The sequence below is a fragment of the Thermosipho japonicus genome (genome assembly GCF_014201655.1).
GTDB classification, from domain to species: Bacteria; Thermotogota; Thermotogae; order Thermotogales; family Fervidobacteriaceae; genus Thermosipho; species Thermosipho japonicus.
Window position 1 is genome coordinate 273,325 of sequence record NZ_JACHEX010000002.1, and the last position, 16,204, is coordinate 289,528.

At 32.0% G+C, this 16,204-nt stretch carries 13 protein-coding genes; 11 read left to right on the top strand and 2 right to left on the bottom strand.

What is annotated here, in order from left to right:
* The first annotated feature begins 6 nt into the window (after window positions 1-6).
* The 11 genes from HNP65_RS05250 (at window position 7) to flgG (ending at window position 13,315) form a co-directional block, all read left to right on the top strand.
* On the top strand, window positions 7-804 hold the full coding sequence (locus tag HNP65_RS05250; RefSeq protein ID WP_184619260.1) for an ABC transporter permease subunit: 798 nt from the start codon (window positions 7-9) through the stop codon (window positions 802-804).
* Entirely contained in the window at window positions 805-1,383 is a 579-nt protein-coding gene (locus HNP65_RS05255; RefSeq protein ID WP_184619261.1) for a TetR/AcrR family transcriptional regulator, read from the top strand.
* Between the two features lie 71 nt (window positions 1,384-1,454).
* Window positions 1,455-3,455, top strand: coding sequence for an alpha-amylase family protein (locus HNP65_RS05260; RefSeq protein WP_184619262.1), 2,001 nt, complete (start codon window positions 1,455-1,457; stop codon window positions 3,453-3,455).
* A 16-nt stretch (window positions 3,456-3,471) separates the two neighbouring features.
* Window positions 3,472-6,006 carry a type I pullulanase gene (gene pulA, locus HNP65_RS05265; RefSeq protein ID WP_184619263.1) on the top strand — a complete coding sequence of 845 codons (2,535 nt, stop codon included), beginning with the start codon at window positions 3,472-3,474 and terminating at the stop codon, window positions 6,004-6,006.
* 48 nt (window positions 6,007-6,054) lie between these two features.
* The gene (locus HNP65_RS05270; protein ID WP_114702990.1) at window positions 6,055-6,414 is read left to right on the top strand and encodes a response regulator; all 360 of its coding nucleotides are present in this window, start codon (window positions 6,055-6,057) and stop codon (window positions 6,412-6,414) included.
* Window positions 6,415-6,509: 95 nt separating this feature from the next.
* Window positions 6,510-9,242, top strand: a complete 2,733-nt coding sequence (gene ileS / locus HNP65_RS05275) for an isoleucine--tRNA ligase (RefSeq protein ID WP_184619264.1) — start codon at window positions 6,510-6,512, stop codon at window positions 9,240-9,242.
* A 175-nt stretch (window positions 9,243-9,417) separates the two neighbouring features.
* On the top strand, window positions 9,418-9,927 hold the full coding sequence (locus tag HNP65_RS05280; RefSeq protein WP_184619265.1) for a TIGR00725 family protein: 510 nt from the start codon (window positions 9,418-9,420) through the stop codon (window positions 9,925-9,927).
* Window positions 9,927-10,796 (top strand): DMT family transporter, encoded by an 870-nt coding sequence (locus HNP65_RS05285; protein WP_184619266.1) that lies wholly within the window; start codon window positions 9,927-9,929, stop codon window positions 10,794-10,796. The genes HNP65_RS05280 and HNP65_RS05285 overlap by 1 nt, the downstream gene beginning before the upstream one ends.
* Complete coding sequence (gene mreB, locus HNP65_RS05290; RefSeq protein WP_184619267.1) at window positions 10,783-11,790, top strand: rod shape-determining protein; 1,008 nt, start codon at window positions 10,783-10,785, stop codon at window positions 11,788-11,790. The genes HNP65_RS05285 and mreB overlap by 14 nt, the downstream gene beginning before the upstream one ends.
* 19 nt (window positions 11,791-11,809) lie before the next feature.
* Window positions 11,810-12,517 (top strand): flagellar hook-basal body protein, encoded by a 708-nt coding sequence (locus HNP65_RS05295; RefSeq protein WP_184619268.1) that lies wholly within the window; start codon window positions 11,810-11,812, stop codon window positions 12,515-12,517.
* A 12-nt stretch (window positions 12,518-12,529) separates the two neighbouring features.
* Window positions 12,530-13,315 carry a flagellar basal-body rod protein FlgG gene (gene flgG, locus HNP65_RS05300; protein WP_012579812.1) on the top strand — a complete coding sequence of 262 codons (786 nt, stop codon included), beginning with the start codon at window positions 12,530-12,532 and terminating at the stop codon, window positions 13,313-13,315.
* A gap of 110 nt (window positions 13,316-13,425) precedes the next feature.
* On the opposite strand, the gene glmS is transcribed toward flgG, so the two are convergent.
* Window positions 13,426-15,231 (bottom strand): glutamine--fructose-6-phosphate transaminase (isomerizing), encoded by a 1,806-nt coding sequence (gene glmS / locus HNP65_RS05305; protein ID WP_184619269.1) that lies wholly within the window; start codon window positions 15,229-15,231, stop codon window positions 13,426-13,428.
* Window positions 15,219-16,202: a phosphate acyltransferase PlsX gene (plsX, locus tag HNP65_RS05310; RefSeq protein ID WP_184619270.1), complete on the bottom strand. Its 984-nt coding sequence runs from the start codon at window positions 16,200-16,202 to the stop codon at window positions 15,219-15,221. The genes glmS and plsX overlap by 13 nt, the downstream gene beginning before the upstream one ends.
* Window positions 16,203-16,204: the final 2 nt, after the last annotated feature.

The following is a 16,204-nucleotide window of genomic DNA, read 5'->3' on the forward strand; positions in this document are numbered from 1 at the left end:
CAGAAAATGTTAATTTTAAAAAAAGAATTGAGATCTAATATAAAGTTATTTATAATTTGGGCATTCGTATTATTTTTATTTTCTTACATGATCGCCCCTTTTATAGATACCGTAATGAAAGATTCAGAGGAAATGATAAATTTTATTAAATCACTTCCAAAATTTATGGTTAAAATTTTTAACATTTCTGAAAATTCAATAACTCCAGAAGGATTTTTTGGAATGAAAATAATGATGATGGCTCAAATATTTGCAGGGGTTTTTTCCACAATACTTGCATCAAATTTTTTTGCCAATGAATTTGAAAATAAAACAATAGAATATTTGCTTGTTAAACCAGTTAGTAGAAAAAAAATATACCTTGAAAAACTAATTGCTATTCTTATTTTCTACACACTCTTTTTTTTAATATTCTGCGCAAGTGTGTTAGTACTTTTTAAGGTATATGTAAGTTATGAATACAGCCCTTACATCTTATTTGGATATTCCCTATATCTATATGTCATAGAAATTTTCTTTGGCTGTTTAACAATTTTTCTATCTATAATATTTCAAAAAACAATGTTTTCTATATCATTATCACTCTCAACTTTTATTTTAATGTACATAATCGATATTCTAGGAAGTGCAAACGAAAATTTTTCTTTTTTAAGGTATTTATCAATCTTCAAATACATTTCAATTGGTGATACTATAAATAATAGGGTAGTGTATATAAATAATTCAATAATACTTATACTTATAGGTTTTGTAATTTCCCTTTTTGGACTCAAAATCTTTACTAGAAAGGATGTCAATATCTAAATGACAAAAAAGGAAAAAATTATTAAATATGCCCTAAAAGAATTTGCAGAGAAAGGTTTTCTTGCTGCCTCCACAAATACAATTTCAAAAGCTTCAAAAGTTTCAAAAGGAGCAATTTTCTACCACTTTAAAAATAAAGAAAATCTATACATAGAATGTTTAAAAAAAATCCAAGGTGAATATGAAAAAGAATTTTTGAAATTTTATTCTAAAAATACTCATCTTGATTTTTTTGAATTTCTAATAAAATGGAGCTATAGAAAAATTGAAATAGCAAAAGAAAAACCTGAGTACCTTCAATTTTTTAAAACACTTGAATCTATACCTGAGAGTCTAAAAGAAAAAATTTTCAAGTTAAATCAAGAAATTTATTCAAAATATATTTCTTATTTTTTTGAAAAATTTGAAAAACTTGAATTAAAGGAAAACATGGATAGAAATTTTTCCTTTAAAATAACTTTCGAAATTTTGGAATATTTATCAAAAAAATACTACTACGAATTTGAAAGTAACTTTGAAAAAATAATGGAAGAAATAGAAAAAGTTATAAATATAATCAAATTTGGAATACTAAAATAGTATAGATATTCTTTTCGAATGTGATATAATATTTTAGGTCAAATTGGAACCGTTTCTATGGAGGTGACATGATGTTAAAGGACTTAGAAAAATATTTAAAAAGCAAAATAAGTGGGCACAAAAATTATACAATACCAAAGCTTTGGATACACTCAAGTAAAGAAATATTTGGAAATATATTTGAAGAAAAAGGAAATACAATTTTTGCTGATCCATACGAGTTTTTCTATAAAGTTGTTTCATATATAAACTCGCAAAGAAAAGAAAAAGTAGAATATTCAAAATCAATTTCTAATATAACTGGTGAAAAAGATTGGCATAAAAAGGCAATAATATATGGTAGTTTGCCAAGAATGACAGTTGCATACAATCACAAGGGGTTTGCAAATTTTGAAGAAACAGATATATTAGGTTTTAAAGAATCAGGCACATTTTTAAAAATGATTGCTTTACTCATTTATCTTAAACACTTTAATGTAAATACACTTTACATGCTTCCCATAAGCCAATCTAGCAATTTATTCAAAAAAGGCAGTATTGGTTCACCTTACGCAGTTAAAAATCCTTTAAAACTTGATGAAAATTATCATGATCCTCTACTTGAAGGATTCAACGTAGAAGAAGAATTTCAAGCGTTAGTAGAAGCAGCTCATATCCTTGGTATTAGAGTTGTCCTTGACTTTATTCCAAGAACCGCTTCAAGAGATTCTGATTTAATAAGGGAACATCCAGATTGGTTCTACTGGATAAAGGTAGATGATCTTTCTGAATATAAACCTCCAATCATTGATAGCCTACCGTTTAAAATCCCAGATGCAGAAGATATACCTGTAATTTATAGAAACGCAGAGGTTCGAAAACATCTAAAAAAATTTGTCGATTCTCCAGATAAGATCGATCCAGAAAAATGGGAAAAGGTAAAAAAAATGGAAGGAAATATTCTAGTAAATATAATAAAAGAATTTGGTATAGTTACACCCCCAGGATTTTCAGACTGGATAAATGATACTCAGCCAACATGGGATGATGTTACATTCCTAAGGTTGTACCTAGACAACCCAAAACTTGCAAAACCATATATATCACCTGATCAAAAACCTTACATTTTGTTTGACGTAATCAAATCTAGTAAATTCCCAGGTGAAGATGAAAACATAGCGCTATGGGAATATATTTCTGATATAATTCCTCACTATCAAAAGAAATTTGGAATTGACGGTGCAAGAATTGATATGGGCCATGCACTTCCTAAAAAACTTCAAGAAATGATTATATCAAAAGCCAAAAATAATGATCCAGAATTTATGTTTATAGCTGAAGAACTTGAAATGAAAAATGACAAAAAGGCAATGGAAGAAGGCTACAACGTTATACTAGGTAACAGTTGGTATTCCGTTGCAAGAAGAGAAGAAATGTACAAATTGGTAGAAGAAACATCGGTAAATTTAAAAATCCCATTTGTTGCTTCAGTTGAAACACCCGATACTCCTAGAATAAAAGCAAGGGAATTTGGAGATAAATTAAAATTTCTTTCACCATTTTTAATGTATTTCATACCTAACGGACTTCCCTACATTAACTCAGGGCAAGAAATAGGAGAAATCCAACCAATGAATTTAGGACTAGACAATACAATCTGGGGAAAAACTGTTCTTCCACCCGATGATGAATTTTATGGAAAACTTGCATTTTTTGATCATTACGTGCTTCACTGGAACAGTTATGATGAAAAGGTATTTTCTTTTTTGAAAAATCTTCTGCTTTATAGAAAAAAATACGAAGATTTTATACTTTCAGGTGAATTTAAATATGTTTATTTTAACTATCAAGACGGATTTTTGGCAAACTATTCATATTGGAAAGATGATAAGGGTATACTAATTATTGGAAACCTTGATCTTTCATGGGAAAGAGAGTTTGAAATACACCTTGATAAAACTGTTGGAAAACAAATCAAAATAAAAAGTGTAAAGTTATGGAATGGTTTTGAGGAATATTCCTTAGAGGAAAGTAATATTTTAAGATTAAAACTTAATGCGGGCGATTTTGCTTTAATTATCATAAATGAGTAAATTTGGGAGGGATAGTATGGACAAAAAGGTATTATTTTTAATTTTTGTATTAATTTCTTTGGTTGCATTTTCAAAAACAGTTATAACCGTCCATTATCACAGATTTGATGATAATTATGCAGGATGGAATCTCTGGATATGGCCTTCAAAACCTGTTTCAATGGAAGGAAAGGCCTACCAATTTACTGAAACTGATGATTTTGGTGTAGTTGCAAAAATAGAACTTGATATTGATTTAGAAGAAGTTGGAATAATAGTAAGATTAAACGAATGGCAAGCAAAAGATGTTGCAAAAGATAGATTTATCAAAATAAAAGATGGAAAAGCGGAGGTGTGGATCTTGCAGGGAGTCGAGGAAATATACACAACAAAGCCAGACACAAGCCCAAGAGTGTTTTTCGCTGCAGCAAAAGATTACAACGTAATAGAAGCATACCTTACAAACAAAATCGACACTAAGACATTTAAAAACATCAAAGTAACTGTTGATGGAAAAGAATTACAAGTTGAAAAGATAGAAAAAGCAGATCCTACAGATCTTTCAAAAACAAACTATATTAGAATAATTTTAAAAGATGCACTAACAGAAGAAGATTTAAATAAAGATGTAAAATTATTTATCGAGGGCTTCTCTCCGTCTACTGTTTATATGTTAGATGTTTTAGATAACATTTACTATGATGGAAAACTTGGATACTTATATAGCAAAGAAAAAACTATCTTTAAAGTATGGTCTCCTGTATCTAAAAAGGCCCAAGTTTTACTCTTCAAAAATGGTGAAGATGAAAAGCCTTACAAGGTTGTTAATATGAAATACGTTGGAAATGGTGTCTGGCAAGCAGAAGTTGAAGGAGATCTTGACGGAGTATTTTACAAATACAGATTTGAAAGTTATGGAAAAGTTAGAGAAACTGTTGACTACTATTCAAAAGCAGTCTACAAAAACGGAACAAAAAGTGCAGTAGTAGATCTAAAAAAGACTGACCCAGAAGGTTGGAACAATGATATTAGACCAGCAATGGAAGCACTAGAAGACGCTATAATATACGAAATACACATTGCCGATATGACAGGACTTGATAACTCTGGAGTAAAAAACAAAGCAACATACATAGGATTAACTGAAGAAAATACAAAGGGACCTGGTGGAGTTTCTACAGGGCTTTCTCACCTTGTCGAGCTTGGAATAACACATGTTCACATACTTCCAATATTTGATTTCTACACTGGGGATGAAGAAGATAAAGATTTTGAAAAAAGTTACAACTGGGGATATGATCCTTACTTATTTACAGTTCCAGAAGGAAGGTATTCAACAAATCCAAGAGATCCATATGTTAGGATAAATGAAGTAAAGAAAATGGTTCAAAAATTCCATGAAAAAGGCATTAGAGTTATTCTTGACATGGTATTTCCACACACTTTTGGCATTGGAGAACTTTCACCATTTGACCAAACAGTACCTTACTATTTCTATAGAATTGACAAAACAGGAGCATATCTCAATGAAAGTGGTTGTGGAAATGTAATTGCATCAGAAAGACCAATGATGAGAAAATACATAATTGATACTTTACTTTACTGGATAAACGAATACCACGTTGATGGTTTTAGATTTGACCAAATGGGACTTATTGATAAAAAAACAATGCTTGAAATAGAAAAGGCTGTTCACTCAATAGATCCAACGATAATACTGTACGGTGAACCTTGGGGTGGATGGGGTGCACCTATAAGATTTGGAAAATCAGATGTAGCTGGAACACATATTGCCGCGTTTAACGATGAGTTTAGAGATGCTTTGAGAGGCTCTGTCTTCAATGAAAAGGTTAAAGGATTCTTAATGGGAGCAATAGGAAAAGAAACACGCGTTAAAAGAGGAGTTGTAGGAAGCATCTATTATGATTCAAGAATCAAAAGTTTTGCCAGTGATCCTGAAGAAACAATCAACTATGTTGCATGTCATGATAACCACACCCTTTGGGATAAAAACTATTTAGCTGCAAAATATGATAAAAAATACAAATGGACCGATAAAATGTTGAGAAATGCTCAAAAACTTGCTGGCGCAATCTTACTTACTTCTCAAGGAATTCCTTTCATTCATGCAGGTCAAGATTTTGCAAGAACTAAAAACTTTAACGAAAATTCTTACAATGCTCCAATTTCAATTAATGGTCTTGACTATCAAAGAAAATATGAATATTTAGATGTATTTGAATACTATAAAGGATTAATTAAGCTAAGAAAAGAACATCCAGCATTCAGACTAAGAACAGCAGAAGAAATCAAAAAGCACCTCAAGCTTTTAACAAGTAGAACTAGAAGGATAGTTTCATTTATGCTTGTTGATAATGCAGGTGGAGATTCCTGGAAGGATATTTTAGTTATATACAATGGAAACGTTGGACCAGTTGAGTATGAACTTCCAGAAGGAATATGGAACGTTGTAGTAAACGGGCAAAAAGCAGGCATTGAAATAATAGAAAAAGTTTCTGGTAAGATAAAACTTGAAGGAACTTCTGCATATGTTTTGTACAAAAATGAATAATATGATATAATTTAGAATGGTGTACTTTGTACTCTAAGGGGTGATAATATGTCAAAGAAAAAAATTCTTGTCGTTGAAGACGAGGATAACATGAGACTTTTAATAACTGAAGAATTAGAGGAAAGTGGTTACGATGTTGATGAAGCAAGAAACGGTGAGGAGGCACTGAAAAAATTCAGAGAAAAAGAATATGACCTTGTTACTGTAGATATTGAAATGCCCGGTATGAATGGTTTGGAAGTTGCGGGAAAAATCAGAGAAATAAAAAAAGATGCAAAGATAATAATTTTAACTGCTTATTCTCATTATAAGAGTGATCTTGCTTCATGGGCTGCTGATGCATATGTCGTAAAATCTTCGGATTTAACTGAATTAAAAGACACAATTGCGAAAATAATTAATATGTAAGGCATTGCCCTCCCCAAGAAAAAAAGGTGGCGGGAGGGCCACCTTTTTTGTTAATTTAATACCTAAAAGCAAATAGATCAAGTGGAGGTGTTTATATGGATTACAAAGAAACGTTAAACCTGCCTTCAACAGAATTTTCCATGAGGGCAAATCTTGTAAAAAAAGAACCAGAAATGCTTAAAAAATGGAAAGAAATGGATGACTATAACCTGGTCTTAAAATCAAGGGAGGGAAAACCAAAATTTGTTCTTCACGATGGTCCTCCATACGCAAATGGAAACATTCATATTGGAACTGCCACAAACAAAATATTAAAAGATATAGTTATTCGCTACAAAACTATGAGGGGATATTATGCCCCATATGTTCCAGGTTGGGACACTCACGGTCTTCCAATAGAACATAGAGTTTCTGTAGAAATGGGAGAAAAGATAAAAGAAATGTCTCCTGTCGAAATAAGGCAAAAATGTAAAGATTTTGCACTCAACTTTGTAAATATTCAACGTGAACAATTCAAAAGATTAGGAGTAAGAGGTGATTGGGATAATCCATATTTAACACTAGATCCAAAATATGAAACTCACATATTAAATATTTTCAAAACACTTGTTAAAAATGGTAATGTATACAGAGGAAACAAACCTGTTTACTGGTGTCCAACTTGTAAAACTGCTCTTGCAGAAGCTGAAGTTGAATATCATGATCATTCTTCACCTTCAATCTATGTAAAATTTAAATTAATTGGTGAAGAAAATACATATGTTGTAATATGGACAACAACACCTTGGACACTACCTGCAAACGTTGCTATTGCAGTACATCCAGAATATGATTATGTAAAAATTAAAGTTGACGGTGAATACTGGATAGTAGCTGAAGGATTATTAAATAAATTTGCAGCAGAAACTGAAATTAATTATGAAGTTGTTGAAAAATTCAAAGGTAAAGATTTAGAGTATAAAAAGGCAAAACATCCATTCATAGATAGGGAATCATTAATTGTGCTTGCTGATTATGTAACACTCGAAGATGGTACAGGTTGTGTTCATACCGCCCCAGGGCACGGTGCAGAAGACTATTTAACCGGTTTAAAGTATAACCTACCAGTTCTTTCACCAGTAAATGAAGAAGGAGTATTTACTGAAGAAGCAGGAAAATATGCTGGACTAAAAATTTGGGATGCAAATAAAGTAATTATAGAAGACTTAGAAAAATTAGGTGCACTTATAAAGACACAAAAAATCGAACATAGCTACCCACACTGCTGGAGATGTAAAAATCCAATTATATTTAGAGCAACTCCTCAATGGTTTATTTCTGTTGATAAAAATAACTTGCGTGAAAAAGTTCTAGAAGAGATCAAAAAAGTTGAATGGCACCCAAAATGGGGTGAAAATAGAATTACAGCAATGGTTAAAGAAAGACCTGACTGGACAATTTCAAGACAAAGAGTATGGGGAACTCCAATACCTGCAATAAAATGTAAACATTGTGGTGAAGTATTTATTGATGAAAAAGTAATTGATAACTTTATAACAATCGTTGAAAAAGAAGGAACAGATGCATGGTTTAAGCTTTCTGAAAAAGAGATTATTCCAGAAGATGTTAAGTGTCCAAAATGCGGACATAATGAATTTGAAAAAACATACGATACTTTGGATGTTTGGATTGACTCAGGTTGTTCATTTGAAGCTGTCATAAGATCAAAGGGTGAAAAATTTCCAGTTGACTTATACTTAGAAGGCGATGATCAACACAGAGGTTGGTTCCAGAGTTCTATCTTTATGTCCGTTGCACATACAGGACAAGCACCATACAAATCTGTTGTAACACATGGATTTATAAAAGACGAACATGGTAGAAAAATGAGTAAATCTCTAGGAAATGTAATTGATCCAAAAGAAATTGTTGATAAATACGGTGCTGATATTTTAAGACTCTGGGTTTCCAGTATAGACTTTTTTGACAACATCCGCGTTGGTAAAAATATCATTCAACAACAAGTTGAAGTATACAAAAAGATTAGAAATACGCTTAGATTCTTACTCGGTAATTTAAGCGACTTTACAAAGAACGATTTAGTTGAATTTGATAAACTTTTACCACTTGATAAATGGGCTCTTGGAAGACTACAAGAAGTAATATCTCAAGTTACAGAACATTACGAAAAATACGAATTCTCAAAAGTATACAGTCTTATAAACAGATATTGTACCGTGGAATTAAGTGCAACTTACCTTGATATATTAAAAGATAGGTTGTACGTCGAAGCAAAAGATTCAATATATAGACGTTCAGCACAAACTGTTATGTTCTACATCTTAGAAGCATTAATAAAAATGCTTGCTCCAGTACTTGTATTTACTACAGAAGAAGCTTATCAATTAAGTCCACTTAAAGAATTTGAAACAGTACATCTTGAGTATTGGCCACAAGTTAGGAAAGAGTTTGTAGATGAAAAGCTAATGGATGAATTTAAAATACTATTCATGGTAAGAGATGACGTACTAAAAGCTTTAGAAAACGCAAGGAAAAATGATGTAATAGGTCATTCTTTGGATGCAAAAGTAACTTTAAAGGGTGTAAATGAAGAGATTAACAATATTCTTCTAAAGTATAAAGATTACCTTGAAGAAATTTTCATTGTCTCTCAAGTTGAAATAGGAGAAGGAAAAGTTAAAGGTGAATTTGCAAATGTAAGTGTAGAAAAGGCAAGTGGTGAAAAATGTCAAAGATGTTGGAAATATAGCGAGGAAACAGGAAAAAATGAAGAATATCCAAATACATGTCCAAGATGTGCTGCTGTCTTAAAAGGTGAAAGAAAATAAAAGAACAAATATGTTTGAAACAAGAATCTTCATTCTTAGTTGTAACAAAACCCCATCCTGGTATAACCGAGGATGGGGTTTGTCTATACTCAGAGCTAACCTTTTAAAACAATTAAAAAAGATTAAAATGATATAATATATATTGTTCAAAAGCAAATAAGGAGTGAATTAAAAAATGAAAAAAGTAGCAGTAATAGGTTCTTCAGGAAAAATAGATGAAAATCTTGAAAAATTATGTGTAAAACTTGGCAAAGAACTGTCAAAAAATTATATAGTAATTACAGGTGGAAGAGATGGAGTGATGGAGGCTGTTTCAAAAGGAGTTAAAAATAATTTAGGAACTTCTATCGGCATTTTGCCATATGATGAAAAAGGAAATGAATTTAACACTATAGAAATTTTAACAGGTCTTGATTTTCCCACAAGATCGTTTATCATATTAAGAAATGTTGATGCCGTCATTTCAATTGCCGGAGAATGTGGCACAGCAATTGAAATATTTGGAGCTTACGCATACAAAAAACCTCTAATTTTATTCAAAGGTACAGGTGGTTGGACTGATAGGATACAAAATGTTTTAATTGATGGGAAATATCTTGATAATAGGAAACATTCAGAGGTATACATAGCAGATAGTATAGATAAAATTTTAAAAATTCTTGAAAAAATCTTAGGAGGTAGCTGATGCAATATATATCACTTATTTTAGTAATAATAGTTTGGGGACTTTCATTTATTGCAACAAGTATTGTGGTTCAAAATATTTCACCTTTACTTGCTGCTTTTATTAGATTTTCTATAGCTCTTTTGACACTACTTGTCATTCCAAAAAATAGAAAAATTAACTTGTTTAATATTCACAAAGTCCTTGCAGGATTTTGGGGAATTACAATCTATTTTGTCTCAGAAAATTTTGCGCTTAAATTTACTACTCCAACAAATGCTGCTTTAATAGTTTCAACAGCTCCAATTTGGTACGTTTTGTTTACACAAATTGCTCATAAAAGAAAAACTCATTCTCTACAATACGTTGGATCTCTAATTGCACTTTTTGGCGTGGGACTTGTAATTTTAAATGGAAGAATTATTTTAAAATTAAACCCTATTGGTGATTTACTTGCTTTTTTTGGAGCAATTTCCTGGGTGTTATATACACATCATATTATTAAGCTTGATGATCATTCCTCAATCACAGCTGTATTTGAAATTACTTTTTGGGGTGTAATAACATTAATTCCATTTACTATTATTGAAACTATCTTCTTTAAAACCAGTTTCAATTTAAATCTTAATATTATTTTTTCGCTACTTTACCTAGGAATTTTATGTTCTGCAATTGGATATCTTCTTTGGAATAAAGCAATTGAAACACTTGGAGATAGAACCACTACAAATGCTGTATATATAATTCCAGTTGTAACAGCAGTGTTTGAAAGCTTAATATTCAAAAAGATTCCATCAATATTACTTATTTCGGGTATAATATTAGTGATTATAGGACTTTTAATATTTGAAAAATTTGAAGAAAGGGGAGTAAATCATGGGAAAAAATGATCTAGGAATAGACCTTGGAACAGCAAATTTTCTGGTTTATCAGAAAGGAAAAGGAATTGTTCTTTATCAACCATCTGTTGTAGCAATTTCTAAAAAAAATGGAAAAATAATTGCGATAGGTGAAGAAGCAAAAGAAATGCTAGGGAAAACTCCAGAAGATACAATTACTGCTGTAAGACCTATGAAAGATGGAGTGATTGCAGATTATACAATAATCTCTGAAGTTTTAAAAATATTTATAAAAAAAGTAACTAAAGGATTTTTATTTAAGCCAAATATGGTTATAGGAATACCTGCAAAGACAACCACCGTGGAAAAAAGAGCTGTTTTTGACGCTGCATCAAGCGCAGGAGCCAAAAAAGTTTTTGTTGTTTCTGAACCGCTTGCAGCTGCAGTAGGTGCAGGCATTGATGTTACAAAACCTGAAGGAAATATAATTATAGATATAGGTGGTGGAACTACAGATATCGCAGTTATTAGCCTTGGTGGAGTTGTGGTAGGAGATTCTGTAAAGCTTGCCGGTGATGCCATGGATGATGCAATAGTAAAAAGTGTAAGAAAACTTCTTGGTTTAATAATTGGTGATTCAACAGCAGAAGAAATTAAAAAAAGAATCGGGAAAGCACACCCAGATATAGAAGATTTTGAAATGGAAGTAAAAGGGCGTGATGCGGTAACTGGCCTTCCCCGAACGGATAAATTAAACTCATCACAAGTATACAGTATGCTAAAACCGATTATTGAAAGTCTTATTTCCAGGATCAAGGTGGTTCTTGAAAAGACTCCACCAGAACTTTCTGCAGATATTATGGAAAAGGGAATAGTAATCACCGGCGGTGGAGCACTACTAAGAGGAATAGATAAGGCAATTTACGATGAAATAGGCGTTCCCTGCAAGGTAGCTGAAGATCCATTAACTTGTGTAGCAAGAGGTACAGGAATTTTATTGGATGATGAAGAATTATTAAATGAAGTAGCTGAAACCTACGAATAAAAATTTGAGGTGATTAAAAATGTACAAAGGTGTTTACCTTGCTTCTATGGGAATGTTGGCTGATATTACAAAACTTGATACGCTTTCAAATAATATATCTAATGCAGAAACTATTGGCTATAAAGCTGATAACTTGGCATTTAAGACATATCTTGAAAAAAGATTACACTCTTTTAAACCAATGCCTCAAGAAAAAAAGGTCGAAATTAAGGATATTGGAAAGTTCGAGCAAGCAGTTATTTTAGATGAAGTAAAAACTGATTTCACTCAGGGAAATATCGAACATACTGAAAATATGTTAGATTTTGCAATTGATGGTTCTGGTTTCTTTGTAGTAGAAAAAAACGGAGAAAAGCTATACACAAGAGCAGGAAATTTTAAAATTAGTAGCGACGGTTTTTTAGTTACAAGTGAAGGGTATTATGTATTAGATAAAAATGATCAAAGAATTAAAATATCCAATAAATCAGATCTTATTAATAATATCAAAGTTGTAGATCTTGATAATCCAAGAAAGATTGGTTACACCTTCTACAAAGGCCAAGAAATTGAAAAAGAAAATTTTAGGATTTTACAAGGATATGTAGAAAAATCAAATGTGAACATTGTAAAGGAAATGGTAAAAATGATAGAAGCAAATAGGCATTACGAAGTTTTATCAAAAGCTGTAACTGTACACGATGAATTACTTAACAAATCTATTAATTCCGCGGGTAATTTAAAGTAGGAGGTGTAGTAAATGATTAATGGACTTTATACAGCAGCAACAGGAATGTGGGCACAACAATTTAAACTCGACACGCTTTCAAATAATATTGCAAACGTAGATACCGCTGGGTATAAAAAAGTTAAATCAGAATTTCAAGATCTTCTTTATGATTATTCAAAAAATGCTGGAGCAGCAACCGCACAAAATTCTTTGCATCCAACAGGTTTATATGTAGGACACGGAACAAAATTATCAGCAACCACAAGAATTTTTACTCAAGGAAATTTAGAAAGAACGGGAAATTCTCTTGATCTAGCCATTTCCGGTGATGGCTTTTTCCAAATCCAACTTCAAGATGGTAGAATAGCATATACAAGAGATGGGCAATTTAAAATTGATGGCAATGGTAGGATAATAACCAGCAATGGTAATTTACTATCACCAAACATTGTCGTACCACAAAATGCTGTATCGCTAAGTATATCTCCAGATGGTATAGTTACCGCAGAGCTTCAAGACGGAACTCTACAAAATCTTGGAACAATTACATTGGTAAGATTTATCAATCCTTCTGGTTTAAAGGCAATTGGGGATAACCTTTTCTTGGAAACACCAGCAAGTGGTACTCCTGTTGAAGGCACCGCAGGACAAGATGGTTTTGGCTCTATATTACAAGGTTATGTAGAAAAGTCAAATGTAGATATAGTTAAAGAAATGGTTGACATGATTAGTGCTATGAGAGCTTACGAATTAAATTCAAGAACAATCCAAACTGCTGATGAAATGTTGAGAACTGCATCAAGTATGAAAAGGTAATTTTTAAACAAATAATTTTTTAAATCATAAAAACAGGGCTCTAATTAACACTAGAGCCCTGTTTGCTTTTGATTTTATTTGAAAATTCCAAATTCTTGTATATTAATATCTTATTCGACAGTAACACTCTTTGCAAGATTTCTTGGTTTGTCAGGATCATAACCTCTCATATCAGCAATTAAATATGCAAAAAGTTGTATAACAGGAGAAATCGTAAGAGGATACATGTCTTCTGGGCTATCAGGAACATAAATTATGTCATCGGAAATACCTTCCAAATCCTTATTTGATTCATTAGTTACAGAAATTATTCTTGACTTTCTTGCCTTTGACTCTTCAATATTACTTTTTGTTTTTTCAAATAATCTATCCTTTGGTGCAATAGCAAAAACAGGAAATGTCGGATCTAGCAAAGCAATTGGTCCATGTTTTAACTCTCCAGCTGGATATGCGGTAGCATTAATATAACTAATTTCTTTCAATTTCAAAGCGCCCTCTAACGCAGATGGATAATTAATTCCACGGCCTATGTACATAAAATGATGGTAATTTTTGTAATATGCTGCATATTCTTCTAAGTTTATATCACTCAATAATTTTCTAAAAATTTCTGGTGCTTTTTTCAAAAATTCGAAATCTTTTTCAAGTTCTTCATTCCACATATTTTTTTCTTTTAAAATATACATTCCAAGAATGTATAAAACAACAAGTTGATTTACATAAGTTTTAGTAGCTGCAACTCCAATTTCTGGGCCAGCATTCATCAAAATTGTAACATCACTTTCTCTAGTAATAGTTGAACCTACTACATTAGAAATTGCAACAACTCTTGCTCCTTTTGATTTTACAAGTCTAACAGATTCAAGAGTATCTGCAGTTTCACCAGATTGAGAAATTGCAATTACCAACGTTTTATCATCTATATGTATGTTTCTGTATCTAAATTCTGATGCTACATCGACTTCTACATCAATATTTGAATGTTTCTCTAAAAAATACTTAAAAACAAGCCCAGCATGATAACTTGTTCCACAAGCAACAAGTTTTATTTTTTCAACCTTTTCTAAATTAAACTCTTTTAATTCCGTAAGTATTGGCCCTTCATTAGTAATTCTCCCCACAAACGCACTTTCTATTGCTTCAGGTTCTTCATTTATCTCTTTTAACATGAAATGCTTGTATCCGCCTTTTTCTGCAGAAGCCTCATCCCAATCAACATGATAAACTTTTCTTAAAACAATATTTCCATTCACATCTGTAATTTTATATTCTCCATTTTTCAATAGTGCAATATCTCCATCTTCTAAAAAAACTACGTCTTTTGTATATTTTATAATTGGTGTAACATCTGAGGCTAAAATAACCTTATTTTCTGCCCTGCCCAAAACTAGTGGACTGCCTTTTCTTGCCGCAACTAAAGTATCCTTCATGTCAGAATGCATAACAACTATAGCATATGCACCTTTAAGCATTTTCACAGATTTTAAGACTGCTTTATAGAGATCCCCTTCAAAATTTTCTTCGATCAAATGTGAAATAACTTCCGTATCAGTCTCTGATTTGAATTTATGTCCCTTTCTCTTTAACTCTTCTTTTATCTCTGCATAATTTTCTATTATTCCATTATGAACAATTGCAATTTTACCAGTACAATCCGTATGAGGATGAGCATTTTCGTCAGTTGGAGCACCATGAGTCGCCCATCTTGTATGAGCAATACCAACTGAAGTGTTAGAATTTGTAATTTGTTCTCTTAAATTTGAAATTTTTCCCGTAGCTTTTTGAATAACAATACTTCCATCTTTATAAAAAGCTATTCCTGCAGAGTCATAACCTCTATATTCCAACTTTTGCAAATCATCAACAAGCTCTTTTATACTAAATTCCGTTCCAATTATTCCCACTATTCCGCACATTTTAAAAGTGCCTCCTTAATTTTTAAAGGAAGTTCTTCTTCTACTCCCTTTTTTGCAACCTTTAACGCGTTAAATATCGCCGTCCTATTTGAATTACCATGAGCCTTTACTACTACTCCCTCTACACCAATAAAGAATGTTCCTCCATATTTTTTTGGATCAAGTTTATTTTTCAATGAATTAAATACAGGCTTCATTAAAAGAGCACCCAAGGCAGATATTATATTCTTTTTTACTTCAGACTTTATAAGCTCTGTAATCATTTTTGCTGCACCTTCCATGGTCTTCATAGCTATATTTCCATGGAACCCATCTGCAACAACAACGTCTACTTTCCCCGTATTTAAATCGTTACCTTCAACATTTCCGATAAATTGATTACCAAATCTTTCTTTCAAAACCTGGAATGCTTCTTTTTCTTTTTGTGTTCCTTTATTTTCTTCTGTTCCAACATTCAAAAGTCCAATAGTAGGATTATCTTTGCCAAGCAACTTAGCATATTCAACACCCATAATGGCAAACTGGAGAAGGTTAGAAGGTTTTACATCTATATTTGCTCCTGCATCAGCTAAAACACAAAAATCATTCTTAGTCGGAATCGGTACTGCAAGAGTAGGTCTTTCAATTCCTTTAATTCTTCCTACAACAAAAGTTGCACATGCCAAAAGTGCACCAGTATTCCCTGCACTAACAACCGCATCAACTTTCTTTTCTCTAGCAAGTTGACAGCTAACATACATTGTGCTTTTTCTTCGCCTAATCGCTTCTGTGGGTTTTACATCCATTGGCAAAAAATCGTCGGTTACTACCTTTACACAATTTTTTGGTAGTTGCACGTCTTTAAAATTTTCTCCAATTCCTACAAGATAAAGTTCCACATCTTCATTTTCTTTTGCAAAGGAAAGAGCGCCAGCTAAAATTTCTGCTGGCGCATAATCTCCTCCCATTAAATCAATTGCTATTTTTTTCATAA

Excerpts from the sequence above, each read along its gene's own strand:
- pulA (WP_184619263.1), top strand. The coding sequence starts at position 3,472 with ATGGACAAAAAGGTATTATTTTTAATTTTTGTATTAATTTCTTTGGTT.
- flgG (WP_012579812.1), top strand. The coding sequence starts at position 12,530 with ATGATTAATGGACTTTATACAGCAGCAACAGGAATGTGGGCACAACAA.
- mreB (WP_184619267.1), top strand. The coding sequence starts at position 10,783 with ATGGGAAAAAATGATCTAGGAATAGACCTTGGAACAGCAAATTTTCTG.
- HNP65_RS05295 (WP_184619268.1), top strand. The coding sequence starts at position 11,810 with ATGTACAAAGGTGTTTACCTTGCTTCTATGGGAATGTTGGCTGATATT.
- HNP65_RS05285 (WP_184619266.1), top strand. The coding sequence starts at position 9,927 with ATGCAATATATATCACTTATTTTAGTAATAATAGTTTGGGGACTTTCA.
- HNP65_RS05270 (WP_114702990.1), top strand. The coding sequence starts at position 6,055 with ATGTCAAAGAAAAAAATTCTTGTCGTTGAAGACGAGGATAACATGAGA.
- HNP65_RS05250 (WP_184619260.1), top strand. The coding sequence starts at position 7 with ATGTTAATTTTAAAAAAAGAATTGAGATCTAATATAAAGTTATTTATA.
- HNP65_RS05255 (WP_184619261.1), top strand. The coding sequence starts at position 805 with ATGACAAAAAAGGAAAAAATTATTAAATATGCCCTAAAAGAATTTGCA.
- HNP65_RS05260 (WP_184619262.1), top strand. The coding sequence starts at position 1,455 with ATGTTAAAGGACTTAGAAAAATATTTAAAAAGCAAAATAAGTGGGCAC.
- HNP65_RS05280 (WP_184619265.1), top strand. The coding sequence starts at position 9,418 with ATGAAAAAAGTAGCAGTAATAGGTTCTTCAGGAAAAATAGATGAAAAT.
- glmS (WP_184619269.1), bottom strand. The coding sequence starts at position 15,231 with ATGTGCGGAATAGTGGGAATAATTGGAACGGAATTTAGTATAAAAGAG.
- plsX (WP_184619270.1), bottom strand. The coding sequence starts at position 16,202 with ATGAAAAAAATAGCAATTGATTTAATGGGAGGAGATTATGCGCCAGCA.
- ileS (WP_184619264.1), top strand. The coding sequence starts at position 6,510 with ATGGATTACAAAGAAACGTTAAACCTGCCTTCAACAGAATTTTCCATG.